Source organism: Blautia schinkii (assembly GCF_013304825.1).
In the GTDB taxonomy this organism is placed as follows: domain Bacteria; phylum Bacillota; class Clostridia; order Lachnospirales; family Lachnospiraceae; genus Blautia_A; species Blautia_A schinkii_B.
In genome coordinates this window covers 17,880-35,277 of sequence record NZ_JAAWUO010000013.1, presented here as the reverse complement: position 1 = coordinate 35,277, position 17,398 = coordinate 17,880, and the positions used below count along the sequence as shown (strand labels likewise).

12 protein-coding genes are annotated in these 17,398 nt (G+C 44.5%); 9 read left to right on the top strand and 3 right to left on the bottom strand.

The window, feature by feature from the left end:
* Positions 1-376: 376 nt before the first annotated feature.
* Positions 377-3,541 (top strand): isoleucine--tRNA ligase, encoded by a 3,165-nt coding sequence (ileS, locus tag HFM85_RS10865; protein WP_173738230.1) that lies wholly within the window; start codon positions 377-379, stop codon positions 3,539-3,541.
* Complete coding sequence (locus tag HFM85_RS10860) at positions 3,541-6,003, top strand: glycogen/starch/alpha-glucan phosphorylase (protein WP_173738165.1); 2,463 nt, start codon at positions 3,541-3,543, stop codon at positions 6,001-6,003. Before ileS ends, HFM85_RS10860 begins: the two co-directional genes overlap by 1 nt.
* 99 nt (positions 6,004-6,102) lie before the next feature.
* Here the strand turns inward: HFM85_RS10860 and HFM85_RS10855 are convergent, their stop codons facing one another.
* Positions 6,103-6,597, bottom strand: a complete 495-nt coding sequence (locus tag HFM85_RS10855; RefSeq protein WP_173738164.1) for an HD domain-containing protein — start codon at positions 6,595-6,597, stop codon at positions 6,103-6,105.
* Between the two features lie 286 nt (positions 6,598-6,883).
* Between HFM85_RS10855 and HFM85_RS10850 the strand changes: the two genes are divergently transcribed.
* Positions 6,884-7,447, top strand: coding sequence for an HD domain-containing protein (locus HFM85_RS10850; RefSeq protein WP_173738163.1), 564 nt, complete (start codon positions 6,884-6,886; stop codon positions 7,445-7,447).
* A gap of 251 nt (positions 7,448-7,698) precedes the next feature.
* Positions 7,699-10,965: an Ig-like domain-containing protein gene (locus tag HFM85_RS10845; RefSeq protein WP_173738162.1), complete on the top strand. Its 3,267-nt coding sequence runs from the start codon at positions 7,699-7,701 to the stop codon at positions 10,963-10,965.
* Positions 10,966-11,036: 71 nt separating this feature from the next.
* Here the strand turns inward: HFM85_RS10845 and HFM85_RS10840 are convergent, their stop codons facing one another.
* Both HFM85_RS10840 and HFM85_RS10835 read right to left on the bottom strand, forming a co-directional pair.
* Entirely contained in the window at positions 11,037-11,582 is a 546-nt protein-coding gene (locus tag HFM85_RS10840; RefSeq protein ID WP_173738161.1) for an NADH peroxidase, read from the bottom strand.
* Positions 11,583-11,688: 106 nt separating this feature from the next.
* Positions 11,689-12,093 (bottom strand): Fur family transcriptional regulator, encoded by a 405-nt coding sequence (locus HFM85_RS10835; protein WP_173738160.1) that lies wholly within the window; start codon positions 12,091-12,093, stop codon positions 11,689-11,691.
* 256 nt (positions 12,094-12,349) lie between these two features.
* Here HFM85_RS10835 and HFM85_RS10830 point away from each other — a divergent pair, with 256 nt between their 5' ends.
* The 5 genes from HFM85_RS10830 (at position 12,350) to metG (ending at position 17,396) form a co-directional block, all read left to right on the top strand.
* The gene (locus HFM85_RS10830; protein WP_173738159.1) at positions 12,350-12,943 is read left to right on the top strand and encodes a DUF3793 family protein; all 594 of its coding nucleotides are present in this window, start codon (positions 12,350-12,352) and stop codon (positions 12,941-12,943) included.
* Between the two features lie 30 nt (positions 12,944-12,973).
* Positions 12,974-13,399 (top strand): flavodoxin, encoded by a 426-nt coding sequence (locus HFM85_RS10825; protein ID WP_173738158.1) that lies wholly within the window; start codon positions 12,974-12,976, stop codon positions 13,397-13,399.
* Between the two features lie 252 nt (positions 13,400-13,651).
* The gene (locus HFM85_RS10820; protein ID WP_173738157.1) at positions 13,652-14,407 is read left to right on the top strand and encodes a threonine/serine exporter family protein; all 756 of its coding nucleotides are present in this window, start codon (positions 13,652-13,654) and stop codon (positions 14,405-14,407) included.
* 145 nt (positions 14,408-14,552) lie between these two features.
* Positions 14,553-14,999, top strand: coding sequence for a threonine/serine exporter family protein (locus HFM85_RS10815; protein ID WP_173738156.1), 447 nt, complete (start codon positions 14,553-14,555; stop codon positions 14,997-14,999).
* 381 nt (positions 15,000-15,380) lie between these two features.
* Positions 15,381-17,396: a methionine--tRNA ligase gene (gene metG, locus HFM85_RS10810; protein ID WP_173738155.1), complete on the top strand. Its 2,016-nt coding sequence runs from the start codon at positions 15,381-15,383 to the stop codon at positions 17,394-17,396.
* Positions 17,397-17,398: the final 2 nt, after the last annotated feature.

Here is a 17,398-nt window from a genome sequence, read left to right as displayed (position 1 = left end):
TTCAGTTCTGAAGTTGTCCGGCGCAGCCGGGAAGAGTATCTGAGATACAGATAATGATCAAGTAAGAACTGACGGATTTCCTCCGTTACAGGGAACATATATCGGCAGATACAGTAATGTCCGTCATGTGAAGACATGATACAGGAGCCTGCAGCAGAATCAATAAGAAACTGTAAAGAAAGACGCAGGAACCCGGACACAGGCCCGTATAATGTAACAGGTGGTACAGCGAATCAGACTTCGTCCTTTTACAGGATGGGGTCTTTTTTTATAAGTGCCCGAGGCATTGGCACGAACAGGTATCTGTGAAGAAGCAATCCGCTGTGGCCTCATAGATGAGGCAGCAGCCAGTAATCAGACACAGGAGGTAAATATTGTGTATCGTAAAGTTGACACGAATCTGAATTTTGTTGACCGTGAAAAAGAAGTTGAGAAATTCTGGAAAGACAACAAGATTTTCGAAAAGAGTATGGACAGCCGTAAAGAGGGCGAGACATACACATTTTATGACGGACCGCCTACCGCAAATGGTAAGCCCCACATCGGACATGTTCTGACACGAGTTATCAAGGATATGATTCCGAGATACCGTACAATGAAGGGCTACATGGTTCCGAGAAAAGCAGGCTGGGATACTCACGGACTTCCGGTTGAGCTTGAGGTTGAGAAGAAGCTTGGCCTTGACGGCAAGGAGCAGATCGAGGAGTACGGAATGGAGCCGTTCATCCAGCAGTGTAAAGAGAGCGTATGGAAATACAAGGGAATGTGGGAGGATTTCTCATCTACAGTTGGTTTCTGGGCTGACATGGAGCATCCGTATGTAACATACGACAATAACTTTATCGAGTCAGAGTGGTGGGCACTGAAAGAGATCTGGGAAAAAGGTCTTCTTTACAAAGGCTTCAAGATCGTTCCTTACTGCCCGCGTTGTGGAACTCCTCTTTCCGCACAGGAGGTTTCCCAGGGATACAAGACCGTTAAAGAGCGTTCTGCAATCGTTCGTTTTAAAGTTGTTGGTGAGGACGCATACTTCCTGGCATGGACAACAACACCGTGGACACTTCCATCCAACGTCGCACTTTGTGTAAACCCGGATGAGATCTACTGCAAGGTAAAAGCAGCGGACGGCTACACCTACTACATGGCAGAAGCACTTCTGGATAAGGTTCTCGGCAAGCTTGCAAAGGATGATGAGCCTGCATATGAGATCCTTGAGAAATATAAAGGAACAGATCTTGAGCGTAAGGAATATGAGCCGCTTTTTGCATGCACAGGCGAGGCAGCAGCAAAACAGCGCAAAAAAGCTCATTTTGTAACCTGTGATAACTACGTTACCATGAGTGATGGTACCGGTATCGTTCATATCGCACCTGCATTTGGTGAGGATGACAGCCGTGTGGGACGTGAGTATGACCTTCCGTTCGTACAGTTCGTAGACGGACAGGGTAACATGACCAAGGAGACACCGTATGCCGGTGTATTCGTAAAAAAAGCTGACCCGATGGTTCTCACAGACCTTGACAAAGAAGGCAAGCTTTTTGATGCGCCGAAATTCGAGCATGATTATCCGCATTGCTGGAGATGTGACACACCGCTTATCTACTATGCACGTGAGTCCTGGTTTATCAAGATGACAGCAGTAAAGGATGATCTGATCCGCAACAATAATACAATTAACTGGATTCCGGAGAGCATCGGTAAGGGACGTTTCGGTGACTGGCTTGAGAACGTTCAGGACTGGGGTATTTCCAGAAACCGTTACTGGGGAACACCACTGAACATCTGGCAGTGCGAGTGCGGACATATGGAATCCGTAGGAAGCCGTCAGGATCTCTATGAGAAGAGTGGTGATGAGCGTGCCAAGACTATTGAACTTCACCGCCCATACATTGATGATATCACCATGAAGTGCCCGGACTGCGGAAAGACCATGCATCGTGTACCGGAGGTAATTGACTGCTGGTTCGATTCAGGAGCAATGCCTTTTGCACAGCATCATTATCCATTTGAGAATAAAGACCTGTTTGAACAGCAGTTCCCGGCAGACTTTATTTCAGAGGCTGTTGACCAGACAAGAGGATGGTTCTACTCCCTTCTTGCTGAGTCCACACTGCTTTTCAACAAGGCTCCGTATAAGAATGTAATCGTTCTGGGACATGTACAGGATGAGAACGGACAGAAGATGAGTAAGTCCAAGGGAAATGCAGTAGATCCGTTTGATGCACTGAACAAATACGGCGCAGATGCTATCCGCTGGTATTTCTACATCAACAGTGCTCCGTGGCTTCCAAACCGTTTCCACGGCAAGGCAGTTGTAGAAGGACAGAGAAAATTCATGAGCACTCTGTGGAACACCTACGCATTCTTCGTACTGTATGCGAACATTGACAATTTTGACGCAACTAAATATACTTTAAATTACGATAAGCTTCCGGTTATGGATAAATGGCTGCTCAGCAAGCTGAATACCATGGTGAAGACTGTCGATGAGGATCTTGGTTCCTACAAGATTCCGGAGGCTGCAAGAGCACTTCAGGAATTTGTTGACGATATGAGTAACTGGTATGTAAGAAGAAGCCGTGAGCGTTTCTGGGCAAAGGGCATGGAGCAGGATAAGATCAATGCTTACATGACACTTTACACAGCACTGGTAACTGTTGCCAAGGCTGCAGCTCCGATGATCCCGTTCATGACTGAGGATATCTACCAGAACCTTGTAAGAAGCATTGACACAGACGCTCCGGAGAGTATCCATCTCTGCGATTACCCGGAGGTAAATGAGGCATGGATCGACAAGGATCTTGAGGCAAACATGGAAGAGCTTCTTGAGATCGTTGTTCTTGGTCGTGCATGCAGAAATACTGCAAACATCAAGAACCGTCAGCCGATCGGAACCATGTATGTAAAGGCTGAGAAAGCTATGGATAAATTCTACACAGATATCATCGCAGATGAGCTCAATGTAAAAGAAGTGAAATTCGCAGATGATGTAGAGTCCTTCATTTCCTACAGCTTCAAGCCGCAGCTTCGTACAGTAGGACCGAAATACGGCAAGCTTCTGAACGGCATCCGTACCGCACTCTCCGAGATCGACGGAACCGCAGCAATGAAAGAGCTGAGAGATAATGGTGTTCTCGTTCTTGACATTGACGGAAACAGAGTCGAGCTTGCAGAGGAAGACTTATTGATCGAAACAGCCCAGAGCGAGGGCTATGTGACAGAGACAGACGGTGAGACATCCGTTGTCCTTGATACAAACCTTACACCTGAACTGATCCAGGAGGGCTTTGTCCGCGAGATCATCAGTAAGGTGCAGACCATGCGTAAAGAGGCTGGTTTCGAAGTCATGGACAAGATCATTGTCTATGCAAAAGATAACGATAAGATCATGGATATCATGAAAGCAAACCAGGATGAGATCAAACGTGAAGTACTGGCAGAAAACATTGTTCTGGGAGAAGCAGAGGGTTACACCAAAGAATGGAACATCAACAAAGAGGCTGTAACACTGGGAGTATCCAAAGTACAGGAGGAAAACTAATGATTGACAAGCAGTTTGAGAAAGAGGAATTCAAAAAAAGCGTAAAAGAAAACGTAAAATTCCTTTATCGAAAAACACTGGAAGAGGCTACACAGGAGCAGATTTTTCAGGCTGTAAGCTACACTGTGAAGGACGTTATCATTGACAACTGGCTCAAGAGCCAGAAGGCGTATGAAAAACAGGACCCGAAGATTGTATATTATATGTCCATGGAGTTCCTTATGGGCCGTGCCCTTGGAAACAATCTGATCAACCTTGGCGCATACGGCGAGGTTAAGGAGGCTCTTGAGGAGCTTGGACTTGATATTAACTGCATCGAAGACCAGGAGCCGGATCCGGCTCTTGGAAACGGTGGACTTGGAAGACTGGCAGCATGCTTCCTGGATTCTCTTGCAACTCTGAACTACTGTGCATACGGATGCGGAATCCGTTACCGTTATGGTATGTTTAAGCAGGAGATCCGTGACGGTTATCAGGTAGAGGCACCGGATAACTGGCTGAAGAACGGCTATCCTTTCGAACTCCGTCGTCCGGAGTATGCAAAAGAGGTTCATTTCGGCGGATATGTACGCGTTGAGTGGGATCCGGTGAAGAACGAGAACAAATTTATCCACGAGGGATATCAGGCAGTTAAGGCCGTTCCTTACGATATGCCGATCACAGGTTATAATAACGATGTTGTAAACACACTTCGTATCTGGGATGCAGAGCCGATCGTAGACTTCAACCTTGACTCCTTCGACAAGGGTGATTATCACAACGCAGTAGAGCAGGAGAACCTTGCACGTACTATCGTTGAGGTACTTTATCCGAATGATAACCATATGGCAGGTAAAGAGCTTCGTCTGAAACAGCAGTACTTCTTCGTATCTGCCAGCCTTCAGGCAGCGATTGCCAAATATAAGAAAACACACGATGACATCACAAAGCTTCATGAGAAGGTTGTATTCCAGATGAACGATACTCATCCGACTGTAGCTGTTGCAGAGCTGATGCGTCTTCTTATGGATCAGGAAGGTCTTGGCTGGGATCAGGCATGGGATATCACAACAAAATGCTGTGCTTACACCAACCACACTATCATGTCCGAGGCACTTGAGAAATGGCCGATCGAGCTGTTCTCCAGACTGCTTCCGCGTGTATACCAGATCATCGAGGAGATCAACCGTCGTTTCATTCTTGAGATCCAGCAGAAATATCCTGGAAACTTCGAGAAGGTTAAGAAGATGGCGATCATCTATGACGGACAGGTTAAGATGGCTCACCTTGCAATCGTTGCAGGCTACTCTGTAAACGGTGTTGCACGCCTTCATACAGAAATCCTCAAAAATCAGGAGCTGAAGGATTTCTATGAGATGATGCCTGAGAAGTTCAACAACAAGACAAACGGTATCACACAGAGACGTTTCCTTGCTCATGGAAACCCGCTTCTGGCTGACTGGGTAACAGATAAGATCGGACCGGACTGGATCACAGATCTTTCCCAGCTTTCCAAACTGAAGGTTTATGCAGACGATGAGAAAGCTCTTCAGGAGTTCATGACCATCAAGTTCAAGAACAAAGAGCGTCTTGCAAAATATATCCTGGAGCACAACGGTGTTGAGGTTGATCCGCACTCCATCTTTGATATTCAGGTTAAGAGACTTCATGAGTACAAGCGTCAGCTTCTGAACATCCTGCATGTGATCTATCTGTACAATCAGATCAAGGCACATCCGGAGATGGAGTTCTATCCGAGAACATTTATCTTTGGTGCAAAGGCTTCTGCAGCTTACGCACGTGCAAAGAAGATCATCAAGCTGATCAACTGTGTGGCAGATGTTGTAAACAATGATGCTTCCATCAACGGCAAGCTGAAGGTTGTATTCATCGAGAATTACCGTGTATCCAACGCTGAGATCATTTTTGCGGCAGCAGATGTTTCCGAGCAGATTTCCACAGCAAGTAAAGAGGCTTCCGGTACAGGTAACATGAAGTTCATGCTGAACGGTGCTCCGACACTTGGAACCATGGATGGTGCTAACGTTGAGATCGTACAGGAGGTTGGTGAGGAGAATGCATTTATCTTCGGTATGAGCTCCGACCAGATCATCAACTATGAGAATAACGGCGGTTATGATCCGGACTTCATTTACAATACAGATCCTGAGATCCGTCAGGTACTGATGCAGCTGATCAATGGAACCTTCTCCAGTGATACAGAGATGTTCCGTGACATCTACAATTCACTTCTAGACAAACGCAACATGCCGAGACCTGACCAGTACTTCATCCTTGGCGACTTCCGTTCCTATGCAGAGGCACAGAAGCGTGTTGAGGAAGCATACAAAGATGAGAAACGCTGGGCTAAGATGGCACTTCTCAATACAGCATGCAGCGGTAAGTTCACATCCGACAGAACCATCCAGGAGTATGTAGATGATATCTGGCATCTGGATAAGGTTGTTGTGAAAGAGAACTAAGATATATAAAGTAATCTGCAAAGTATTACCATAAAATAAATTTCCACACAAAAACAGGGCTCGTCAGAAGTGGTGACGGCCCTGTTTTTTGTGTGAAAATTATGCCGGATTGATGACGATCCGGTTGCGTCTGGCCAGTGCAATGGCGATATGGCAGCCTTCCGCGATGGCGCAGGCTTTATCGGCAAAGCTGATGATCCAGGCTTCCCTGTTGCGTGGAAGAGGTCCCAGAGGGAACATATGTGAGAGTATCGCATCCAGCTCTCTGTCTGTGACATCAAAGTGTGCGGCACTGTTATCTGCGGCAGCCTTCGGGTGATAAAACGCCTGATGCTCACCGGTCGGTGTCTCCGCCCTGAAGTCATAGGGACAGAAATCGTGGAGAAGTCCTGCCCTTGCGGCGGCTTTCTCGTCACATCCCAGCTTCCTGGCAATGAACCAGGAGAGGTAAGAAACATTGATACTGTGCATGAGCCGTGTGGTCCACTGGTGGTGGGTGTACAGGCTCAGCTTCAGGAACTCTCTGTTACAGAGGATGTTCTTCACAAGCTCATGATATTCCTGTGAGACCTCATCCGACACCGTGATATCCATCGGCAATCACCTTCTTTCTTTTGTTTATAATTTCATTATGACGATTATGGAGAAAAATGCAATATGGTTTATAGTTTTTTTAGAAATCAGGTGGGATAAATTTTTCAGGATGGAAAATGTCAGTGTGCAGAAGGAAGGAGAGTGCTTTTGTGTAGTCTGTTCTGTGGGAAATTATGGTATAGTAAATAAAAATGCTATAACGGTTTTATGGACAGCTATATAAGATAGGCTGAAAATAGCTGATATAGATGGTTGACATAATAAAAAGAAGAGGAGCGTAATATATATGAAACCAGAAAAACTGATCGAAGTACTTTCTGTTGCAGAACGATTGAAGGATGCAGTGCGCCACTGTTATACATCAGGCGGCAGGCGGGAGAGCGTGGCTGAACATTCCTGGCGGATCACACTGATGGCTTATTTTGTCAGCGATGAATTTCCTGAGGCTGATCTTCTGAAAATTATGAAAATGTGCCTTATCCATGATCTTGGAGAAGCTTTTACCGGGGATATCCCTGCTTTTGAAAAGACGGATAAAGATTCGAAGAAGGAGGCGGATGTACTGGGCGAATGGGTGAAAACCCTGCCGGAGCCATTCAGTAAAGAAATGTCAGAACTCTATCAGGAGATGGAAGAGCAGCAGACTCTGGAGGCCAGGATCTATAAAGCTCTGGACAAGCTGGAAGCCCTGATCCAGCACAATGAATCCGACATCAAAACATGGCTTCCTTTGGAATATGATCTGCAGATGACCTATGGAAACGAGCAGGTGAAATTCTCCGAGTATCTGACCGAATTGCGGAATCATGTGAGGGAAGACAGTGTGAGAAAGATAAAAAAGAGTAAGTAAGCTTCTTGACATATTTGGGGTATACCTTGATATGTCACCTCAATATAGAATGATATTTTGATCAGATCAGACAAGCAGCGAATTGAATTGCAGATATCTGCCTGATCTATATGTAAATTGTAAATGTTTTTCAGAAAATTCTCATTGAAAAATATATCGACAGATTTTGACGAATAAAGGAGAATATGATAGTCAGTCCTCCAATGAGTATAGTATAATTATAGTAGAAAAAACGAAAATGGGGGAATCATATGAAGAAAAAGAGGATTGCGATGCTTCTGGCTGCAGCACTTACGTTTTCACAGAGTATGGGTGCAGCCATACCGGTAGCAGCTGAGGAACTGACAGCAGATACCGGACAGGAAACTGCAGAGACAGAAGAATCAGTTCAGGAGAACGGTGGCTCGGAAATAACAGGGGAAACAGCTTCTGTGTCTGATCTGGAAGACGATGAGGAATTAAGTCTTCAGGATGATGCAGAAAATGCGGAAGAAGTAGCAGAAGAAGAAAACACATCAGAAATTGCGGAGATATCCGGGGATAACACCGAAAACCAGGAGGTCTTCAGTGACGGTTCAGAAGATGGAGAGTCTGCTACAGCAAATGAACAATATCAGCTTAATCTGATATACGAAGGTACCAGTGGGAGTCAGGACTTACTGCCGAACAGTCATGTCAGAATAAAAACCCGTCTGGTTGATACAACTGATTGGAGTGCTGTTTCCACATATGAACTGAAAGTTGCTCCGGTAACTGGTGGAAATGGTGTCAAAATGGCAGACGTATCATTAGATGGCCAGGATATTGTGCTGGATGTTTACAATAAAACCGGAGATGCCAGAATTTCTGCAACGGCATTCATAAATGGAACTGAAGTGGCTAAACGGGAATTTGGGGTTAACATCAGTGAATATGTAATATTGCCGGAAAAAACCATCAACCTTGAAGCTGGCCAGCAACTGGATATAGCAAAAGACATGAAACCACAGCTTGTCCGTTACAAAGATGGAAAAGGAGATCCGATTCCGGTAACAGGGGACAATTACAAGATCGTCATGTCACAGACAGGGCCTGGAGGCGAAGAACTTCGTGATTATGATGCAGATGGTCTGAAATGGATAGCGGTTCCGGGACAGGATCTTCCAATCCTGGAGAGAACAACAGAGAATTCTACATGGTTTGCACTTCTGGCTATGGAGAGATCAGAAAATGGGGACTGGCATTATATTACCCGACATCATTATGCGCTTGATCCTTTGATCAACAGCGATTATGACAATGGTCATAATGATGACAGCGAAGAGAAAAGTTCCTACAGCCTGATATATGATTATCAGGATACGACAGGAAACGGATCTATGCTGCCGAACAGTCAAATGACAGCTACCACTTATCTGGAGGACAAAACAAAGGATTATCAGAGGGTAGATGATTATAAACTGGAAATCCTGGAACAGTCTAAGCTGGCAGAAATTTCAGTTTCTGCAGATGGAAAAAAACTTGTTATTAAATCTGGTAATAAAACCGGTCAGGGCTGCTGTTACATATCTGTACAGATACCGGATGAAAAAGGCGGATACAGAGAAGCATTCAGAAAAGATATATGGTTCAGCGTCAGCGAGTATGTACTTTTACCAGAAAATATCACAGATGCAAATGGAAAGGTATTTATTCCTGAAGTAGGACAGCAGATAGACATTTTAAATAACATGAAGCCGCAGCTTGTCCGCTATAAAAAAGGAAAAGGAGATCCGATTCCGGTAACAGGAGATAATTACAAGATTGTGATATATTCAGAGACAGATGAAAGTACAGGCACAGTGCACCGTGATTATGATGCGGATGGCTGGAAATGGATTGATGTTCCAGGTCAGGAGCTCCCGATCCTTGAGAGAACATCAGGATATGGTACATGGTTTGCGCTTGTTGCAATGGAAAAAAGTGCAGATGGAAACTGGCACCAGATAGCAAGACGAATGTATGAACTGGATACCCTGCCTGGTTATAATGGCAACGACAGTGGAAGCTTCGGTGACAGTGGTCATGATAGTGATGATAGTGAGGAAAAAAGCTTTTATAATCTGACATACGATTTGGAAGGTACGGCAGGAAATGAAGCCATGCTACCGAACAATGAAACGACCATTGTGACAGACATACTGGATAAAACCAGTGGCCAGCATCCGGTAAAGGATTATAAGCTGGAAATCATAGAACAGTCAAAACTGGCAGAAGCTGCAGTTTCTTCGGATGGAAAGAAGCTTATAATTAAATCCAACGATAAAACCGGTGTTGGCTGCTGTTACGTAGCAGTAAAACTTCTGGATAAAACCGGTAAATATAAAGAAGCCTTCAGAAAAGATATATGGTTTGAAGTCAGCGAATTTATGCTGCTACCGGAGAATCTGACAGATAAGAATGGAAAGCTGCTTAATCCGGCTGTCGGAGAATCCATTAATCTCGCCAATTTAAAAGTAAAACTGATTCAGTATATAAACGGAAAAGGTGATCCCGTTGAGATTACAGGAAATGATATAAAAATCGTAGTGATGAGCTGGAGGGATACAGAGTCTGGTAAACTGCAATATGATTACGATGAGGAAGCATGGAATATGCAGAAAGTTTCCGGCCAGGAGCTTCCGATCATGACGAGAAGGTCCGATGATAATACAAGGCTTGCACTGTCTGCCATACGAAAAAACAAAAACGGAGAGTGGGAGCGGCTTGTAAGGAAACATTTTGAGATTGGAGAAAACAGTTCAAAACACAGTCACAGCTGGAAAGCAGTAAAAACTGTTCAGGCAACCTGTACGTCAAAAGGAAGCAGAACTGATAAATGTACTTCCTGTGATGGTGTAAGAACAGTAACACTTCCGGCAAAACATACCGTTGTAAAAGATGCAGCAGTTGCAGCGACAGTATTTAAAGCAGGAAAGACGGAAGGAAGTCATTGCAAAGTATGTGGAAAAGTGATCAGAAAACAAGCTTCAGTCGCCAAACTGAAACCGACGATTTCCCTGACTGCATCTTCCCTGAAAATGAAAGCAGGTCAGTCTACCACTGCATTTAAAGCAGCTGGACTGGCGAAAGGTGATTATGTTACAAAGGTGACATCCGGAAATACAGGAATCGTAAAAGTATCTTCTGTGACAAAGAAGGGAACTTTCAGACTGACAGCAGGTAAAAAGGCAGGAAGTACTACAGTTAAAGTTATTCTCGCAAGTAAAAAGTCAGCATCTTTCAAAGTTACCGTACAGAACGGGGCAGTAAAAACTTCGAAAATTACTGTGAGCACTAAATCAGTGACACTCAAAAAAGGAACTACTTACCGTAAACTGGCATCTTCAGTTAAAGTCACTCCTGTAACCAGTCCGGAAAAAGTTACATACACATCATCCAACAAAAAAATCGCGACAGTAACATCCGGTGGTGTAATCAAAGGTCTGAAAAAAGGAACTGCAACAATCACAATCCGAAGCGGCTCAAAGAAGACAACCTGTAAAGTTACAGTTAAATAAAAATTGTACGAAAAAGGGGGAATCACGGAAGTGATTCCCCCTTAAAAAAATCCTTATTCTATGCGGATTTCTTATTTACCGAAATATCTCTTAAGCAGACCAGCGAATGCTTTTCCGTGTCTTGCTTCGTCCTTAGCCATCTCATGTACTGTGTCATGGATTGCGTCAAGGTCAGCTGCTTTCGCACGTTTAGCAAGGTCGAATTTACCTGCTGTAGCACCGTTCTCAGCGTCTACACGCATCTGAAGGTTCTTCTCTGTGCTGTCTGTTACAACTTCGCCAAGGAGCTCTGCGAATTTAGCTGCATGCTCTGCTTCCTCGTAAGCTGCCTTCTCATAGTACATTCCAACTTCCGGATATCCTTCTCTGTGAGCTACTCTAGCCATTGCAAGATACATACCAACCTCAGAGCACTCGCCCTCGAAGTTTGCTCTCAGGTCTGCAAGGATGTCCTCGCTAACGCCCTTAGCAACGCCTACAACATGCTCAGCTGCCCATGTGAGCTCGCCTTCCTGTTTGGAAAACTTGGAAGCTGGTGCTTTACATACTGGACAGGCTTCCGGTGCCTGCTCGCCTTCGTAAACATATCCACATACATTACATACCCATTTTGCCATAGTTGTGATCTCCTTTTCTTATAAAAAGTTATTTTGATTTTATGTTTCTTTTGAATTAATAATAGTAATTATTACTGTTTTATAGTAACATGTGATCTTATTTTTGTCAAGACTGTTTTTCTTCTTTTTCGAGGCATTCCTTGCAGATTCCATAGAAGCTTGCATCTACGTCAAAGACTTTTCCGTGGATAAATTCTGCAGCTGCCTGCTCAAGAATTCCGTTAAGGCTGTCTGACTGCATATCGATCACCCGGTTGCATCTGGTACACATGAAATGTGAATGCGGTGCGACCCTTCCATCGTAGCGGTCCGCGCTTCCGAAATTGGTCAGCTTCCGGATCTCGCCGATGTCACTGAGAAGAGAAAGATTACGGTAGACAGTTCCGAGACTGATGTTGGGGTAGATCTGTCGAAGATTCTCGTATACTGTGTCTGCCGTTGGATGATCTGTTCTGGATCTCAGAAATTCCTTGATAGATTCTCTCTGACGGCTGTATTTAAGTGCTGCCATAATGTTTCCTCCATATTGGTAATAGTAATTATTACTGATATTATAATACATGACAGAGAGAGATTTGTCAAGAGATTTTGATCTGATTATCCTGAAATATTTTTATTTTATAGAAATATTCTACCCTTAATGATGGGACTTTATCAGTAAAAAATAATGAAGAGAATTTTTAAAAAAATAAGTTGACACAAACTAACTTTAGTAGTATATTTACGATAGTTAGGGAAATCTAACTAAAGCGTAAAGGAGAATGCAAATGACTTGTGCAAAATTTGAATCTGTCATAGGTTATCATTGTTCCCCTGTATTAATGGGAATGAAACCGGCGAACCTTGTTTCCTTTTCCAAGGAAAAAATGCCGGAGCTGCCGGAGATCATTTCGGATTATAAGGAGAGTCTTGAACGGGAAGGCATCCGTATGGAGATCATCTGTGGATGCAGGAAGCATTATCTTCTTCTGGTGTACCGGCCGGATATGCTGCAGGAATATCTTAAGCAGGAAGAAGCCAGGAAGCTTTTGCTCCAGGATGGTTATAATATAGATGGTTCTCTGGATGAGATGATCGCCCGTCTGAAGGAGAGATTTTTTCATAAGACGGAGTTTCCTCATGAGATCGGTCTTTTTCTGGGTTATCCTATTGAAGATGTGAAGGGCTTTCGGAAGTTCGGAGGCAGTGACTGCAAGATGTGTGGTTACTGGAAGGTTTATGATGATGTGGAGCAGGCTCGCAGGATTTTTGACAGCTATGATAAGTGCCGGGAGTTTACTGCGGCGCAGATCCGTGCGGGGTATTCGATTTTACAGGTTGTTGGTATGAAGCATCTCTGTACATCTCAGATGTGCGTATAATATAAAGTTTAAAAACAGGAGGTTTTTAAGATGAGCAAGGTAGGAATTATTTACTGGTCTTCCACAGGTAACACAGAGGCAATGGCACAGGCTGTTGAGGAAAGCGCAAAAGCAGCTGGTGCGGATGTTGAGATCATGGAAGTTGCAGATGCAGACGTAGATAAAGCTCTCTCTTATGATGTTCTGGCACTTGGCTGTCCGGCAATGGGAGATGAGGAGCTTGAGGATGGTGAGTTCGAGCCATTCTTCTCTGATCTGGAAGGCAAACTTTCCGGTAAAAAAGTTGCACTTTTCGGTTCCTATGACTGGGGCGACGGAGAGTGGATGAGAACATGGTGCGGCAGAGCAAAAGACGCAGGTGCAGAGCTTGTTGAGGATGAAGGACTCATTGTAAACAACACACCTGATGATGAAGGACTTGCAGCTTGCCGTGAACTTGGCGGAAAACTTGCATAAGATCTATTAGATTTCAAATAAATAAAAACTGAGCAGAGCATTGGATTTTCAAACACCAACACCATCCGGACAGAAGAGATAGACATCTTTTTTGTCCAGGTGGTGTTTTATTTTGAACAAAAATATCTGCTTATTACTTTGAGGAAATATAGAAGAAATGAATATTAAGACAAAAAATCCTTGTTGATTTTAATATTTACGTGTCCTAAAATAGATAAAGATGAAATAAAGCAGGAAAGAGAGGGATGCCGGATGACGCGGGAGGAAGCGGAACAGTATTTATATTATGCGATGACAATTGGTGAACAGCTTCTTTGCTGCGGAGCAGAGGTTGGACGTGTGGAAGATACCATACGGCGGATCTGCCTGGCATATGGAGCCACCCGGGCGGATGTTTTTTCTATCACATCCAGTATTGTGACGACGATTTATGGAGAAGATTTTGGAATCTGCACCCAGACGCGGCGTGTGCCGGGAATGGCCAATGACCTGGGGCGGCTGGATGACCTGAACCAGCTTTCCAGATATATCTGTGAGTATCGGCCGAAGCCGGAGGAGATCCAGAAGGGGCTGGAAAAGATCCGGGATAAACAAGGATATTCTTTTAAAACGCAGATTTTGATCTATGCTGTAATTTCGGGTTCTTTTTCCGTGTTTTTCGGAGGAGATGTCAACGATATGATCGCTTCTGCGCTGATAGGTATCGCCCTGAAGCTGTTTGAGGCTTTTGTAAAAAAGGGCGCATTAAACTCGCTGCTGACAGTGCTTCTTTGCTGCGGAGCCGGCGGAGTACTTTCCAATCTTACAGTTCTGATCGGGCTTGGACATCATGCGGATCTGATCAGTATCGGAAATATCATGCTTCTGATACCGGGAATTGCATTTACCAATTCATTACGCGATATGTTTTCAGGAGATACCATTACAGGTTTGATCCGATGTATGGAGGCACTTTTGCTGGCACTGGTCGTGGGCCTTGGTTTTACGGTGGCGAATCTGTTGTTTTAACCGAATCAGGGAAATTCTCTTGAAGGTTGCGAAAAGCAATAAGCAGTGAATGAGTAATTCACATACTGTATCAATTGCGGAGTAGCGAAACGCAGCAGATAATGGGAGCATTTGAGAGTAGTTATGATTTATTCAGGAGGAAAATATGCGGGAAATCATACAGCTGGTCGTATCCTTCACAGGATCCCTCGGCTTTGCGGCATTATTTAATATCCATGGAAAAAAACTCTGGTTTGCGGCTGTAGGAGGCTGCCTGTCCTGGGCTGTATATCTGGCAGTGGAGTTCATAACGCCAAGTCCGTATGCGTGCGGCTTCTGGTCAACAGTAGCTATTACTTTGTATGCAGAATGTATGGCAAGAATTCATAAAACGCCGGTAACTGTATTTCTGGTTTCCGCGACAATTCCGCTGATTCCGGGAGCAGCACTTTACCGGACTATGAACTGGATGTTGATGAAGGACTGGGCGAAATTCCAGAAAGATGGAATCTATACGATCCTTTTTGCAGTGAGCATGGCAGCAGGAATGACGCTGACAACTATTGCGTTCCGGATGGCGTGGCGGTGGATGTACAGGCAGAGGAGAATGTAATACAGTAACGAAATTCCCCGTTTACAAACCATCAGAAATGTGTTACGATTTTCCCATATGGAAAACTCGTGGAAGAAGAGAGTACATGTGTACACCGTACTACAGGGAAATCCCCGGAGAACTTTTTATATAAGGAGTTCCGAGACTGAGAGGGATGTGCAGGCGCAGATGGAAGATGGCTTCGGAGAGGCATTGCTGAACCGGTTTGAACGTGATAAGCGAAATGTGAATGTCCCGTTTAATGGACACCGGCAGGTGATGACAGGACCGCCTGTTATAGCGGAAAGGTATAGAAACTGCTGTACCTGATGAGGTTTTTGCCGCGAGGCAGGAACGAAAAGAAGTGGTAACACGGGTAATAACTCGTCTTCTCATATCGTTATGGTATGGGAAGACGTTTTTTTATTTTTATTATGGAGGAAAGAAAAAATGGAAAAGCAGAGATATTATATCAGCACTGCCATTGCGTACACATCCGGTAAGCCGCATATCGGAAATACTTATGAGGTAGTTCTTGCGGATGCGATCGCACGTTTTAAAAGACAGCAGGGTTATGACGTATATTTTCAGACAGGAACTGACGAGCATGGTCAGAAGATCGAGCTGAAGGCTGAGGAAGCTGGCGTTACACCGAAGGAATTCGTAGATAACGTTTCCGGCGAGATCAAACGTATATGGGATCTGATGAATACATCCTATGACAAATTCATCCGTACAACAGATAAAGACCATGAAGAGCAGGTCAAAAAAATCTTCAAAAAAATGTATGCAAAGGGTGATATCTACAAGGGTCATTATGAAGGAATGTACTGTACACCATGTGAGTCTTTCTTTACAGAGTCCCAGCTTGTAGACGGCAAATGTCCGGACTGCGGACGTCCATGCGTACCGGCTAAGGAAGAGGCATATTTCTTCAAAATGAGTAAATATGCAGACAAGCTGATCGACTACATTAACACACATCCGGATTTCATCCAGCCGGAGTCACGTAAAAACGAAATGATGAACAACTTCCTTCTTCCGGGACTTCAGGATCTCTGTGTATCCAGAACATCTTTCAAATGGGGAATCCCGGTAGATTTCGATCCGAAGCACGTAGTATATGTATGGCTGGATGCCCTGACAAACTATATCACAGGTATCGGCTATGACTGCGACGGAAACAGCAGCGATCAATTCAACAAATACTGGCCTGCAGATCTTCACCTTATCGGAAAAGATATCATCCGTTTCCATACGATTTACTGGCCGATCTTCCTGATGTCTCTGGATCTTCCGCTTCCGAAACAGGTATTCGGACATCCGTGGCTGCTTCAGGGCGATGGAAAAATGAGTAAATCCAAAGGAAATGTAATCTACGCAGATGAGCTTGTTGAGTTCTTCGGTGTAGATGCTGTCCGTTATTTCGTACTCCATGAGATGCCATTTGAGAATGACGGTGTGATCACATGGGAGCTGATGGTTGAGAGACTGAATTCTGACCTTGCAAACACACTTGGAAATCTTGTAAACCGTACTATTTCCATGTCCAACAAATATTTTAACGGAGTTGTTGAGAATAAGAATGTAACTGAGCCGGTTGATGAGGATCTTAAGAACTTCATCCTTCAGGTTCCGAAAAACGTTTCCGCAAAAATGGATAAGCTTCGTGTTGCAGATGCCATCACTGAGGTATTCTCTCTGTTCAAACGCTGCAACAAATATATCGACGAGACAATGCCATGGGCACTTGCAAAGGATGAGACAAAGCAGGATCGTCTTGCAACAGTTCTCTACAACCTGGTTGAGGGAATCTGCATCGGCGCATCTCTTCTGAAATCCTTTATGCCGCGTACAACAGAGCGTATTCTTGTACAGCTCAACGCAAACGAGAGAACTCTTGAGGAGATGGATCAGTTTGGTCTTTATCCTTCAGGAAACCGCGTAACTGACAAACCGGAGATTCTTTTTGCGAGACTTGATCTGAAAGAGGTTCTTGAGAAGGTTGCGAAGCTTCATCCGAAGAAAGAAGAGCCGAAGGAAGAGGTAGAAGAGGAGAAAACAGAGGACGTGATCGATATCGAGGCAAAGCCGGAGATCACTTTCGATGATTTTGAGAAGCTTCAGTTCCAGGTTGGTGAGATCATTGCCTGCGAGGAGGTTAAGAAATCCAGAAAACTTCTCTGCTCTCAGGTTAAGATCGGAAGCCAGGTTCGTCAGATCGTATCCGGAATCAAGGCTCACTATTCCGCAGAGGAAATGGTTGGCAAAAAGGTTATGGTCGTTACAAACCTGAAACCTGCCAAGCTTGCCGGAATTCTCAGCGAGGGTATGATCCTCTGTGCAGAGGATGCAGACGGAAATCTTTCCCTGATGGTACCGGAGAAAGAGATGCCAGCAGGTGCTGAGATCTGCTAAGT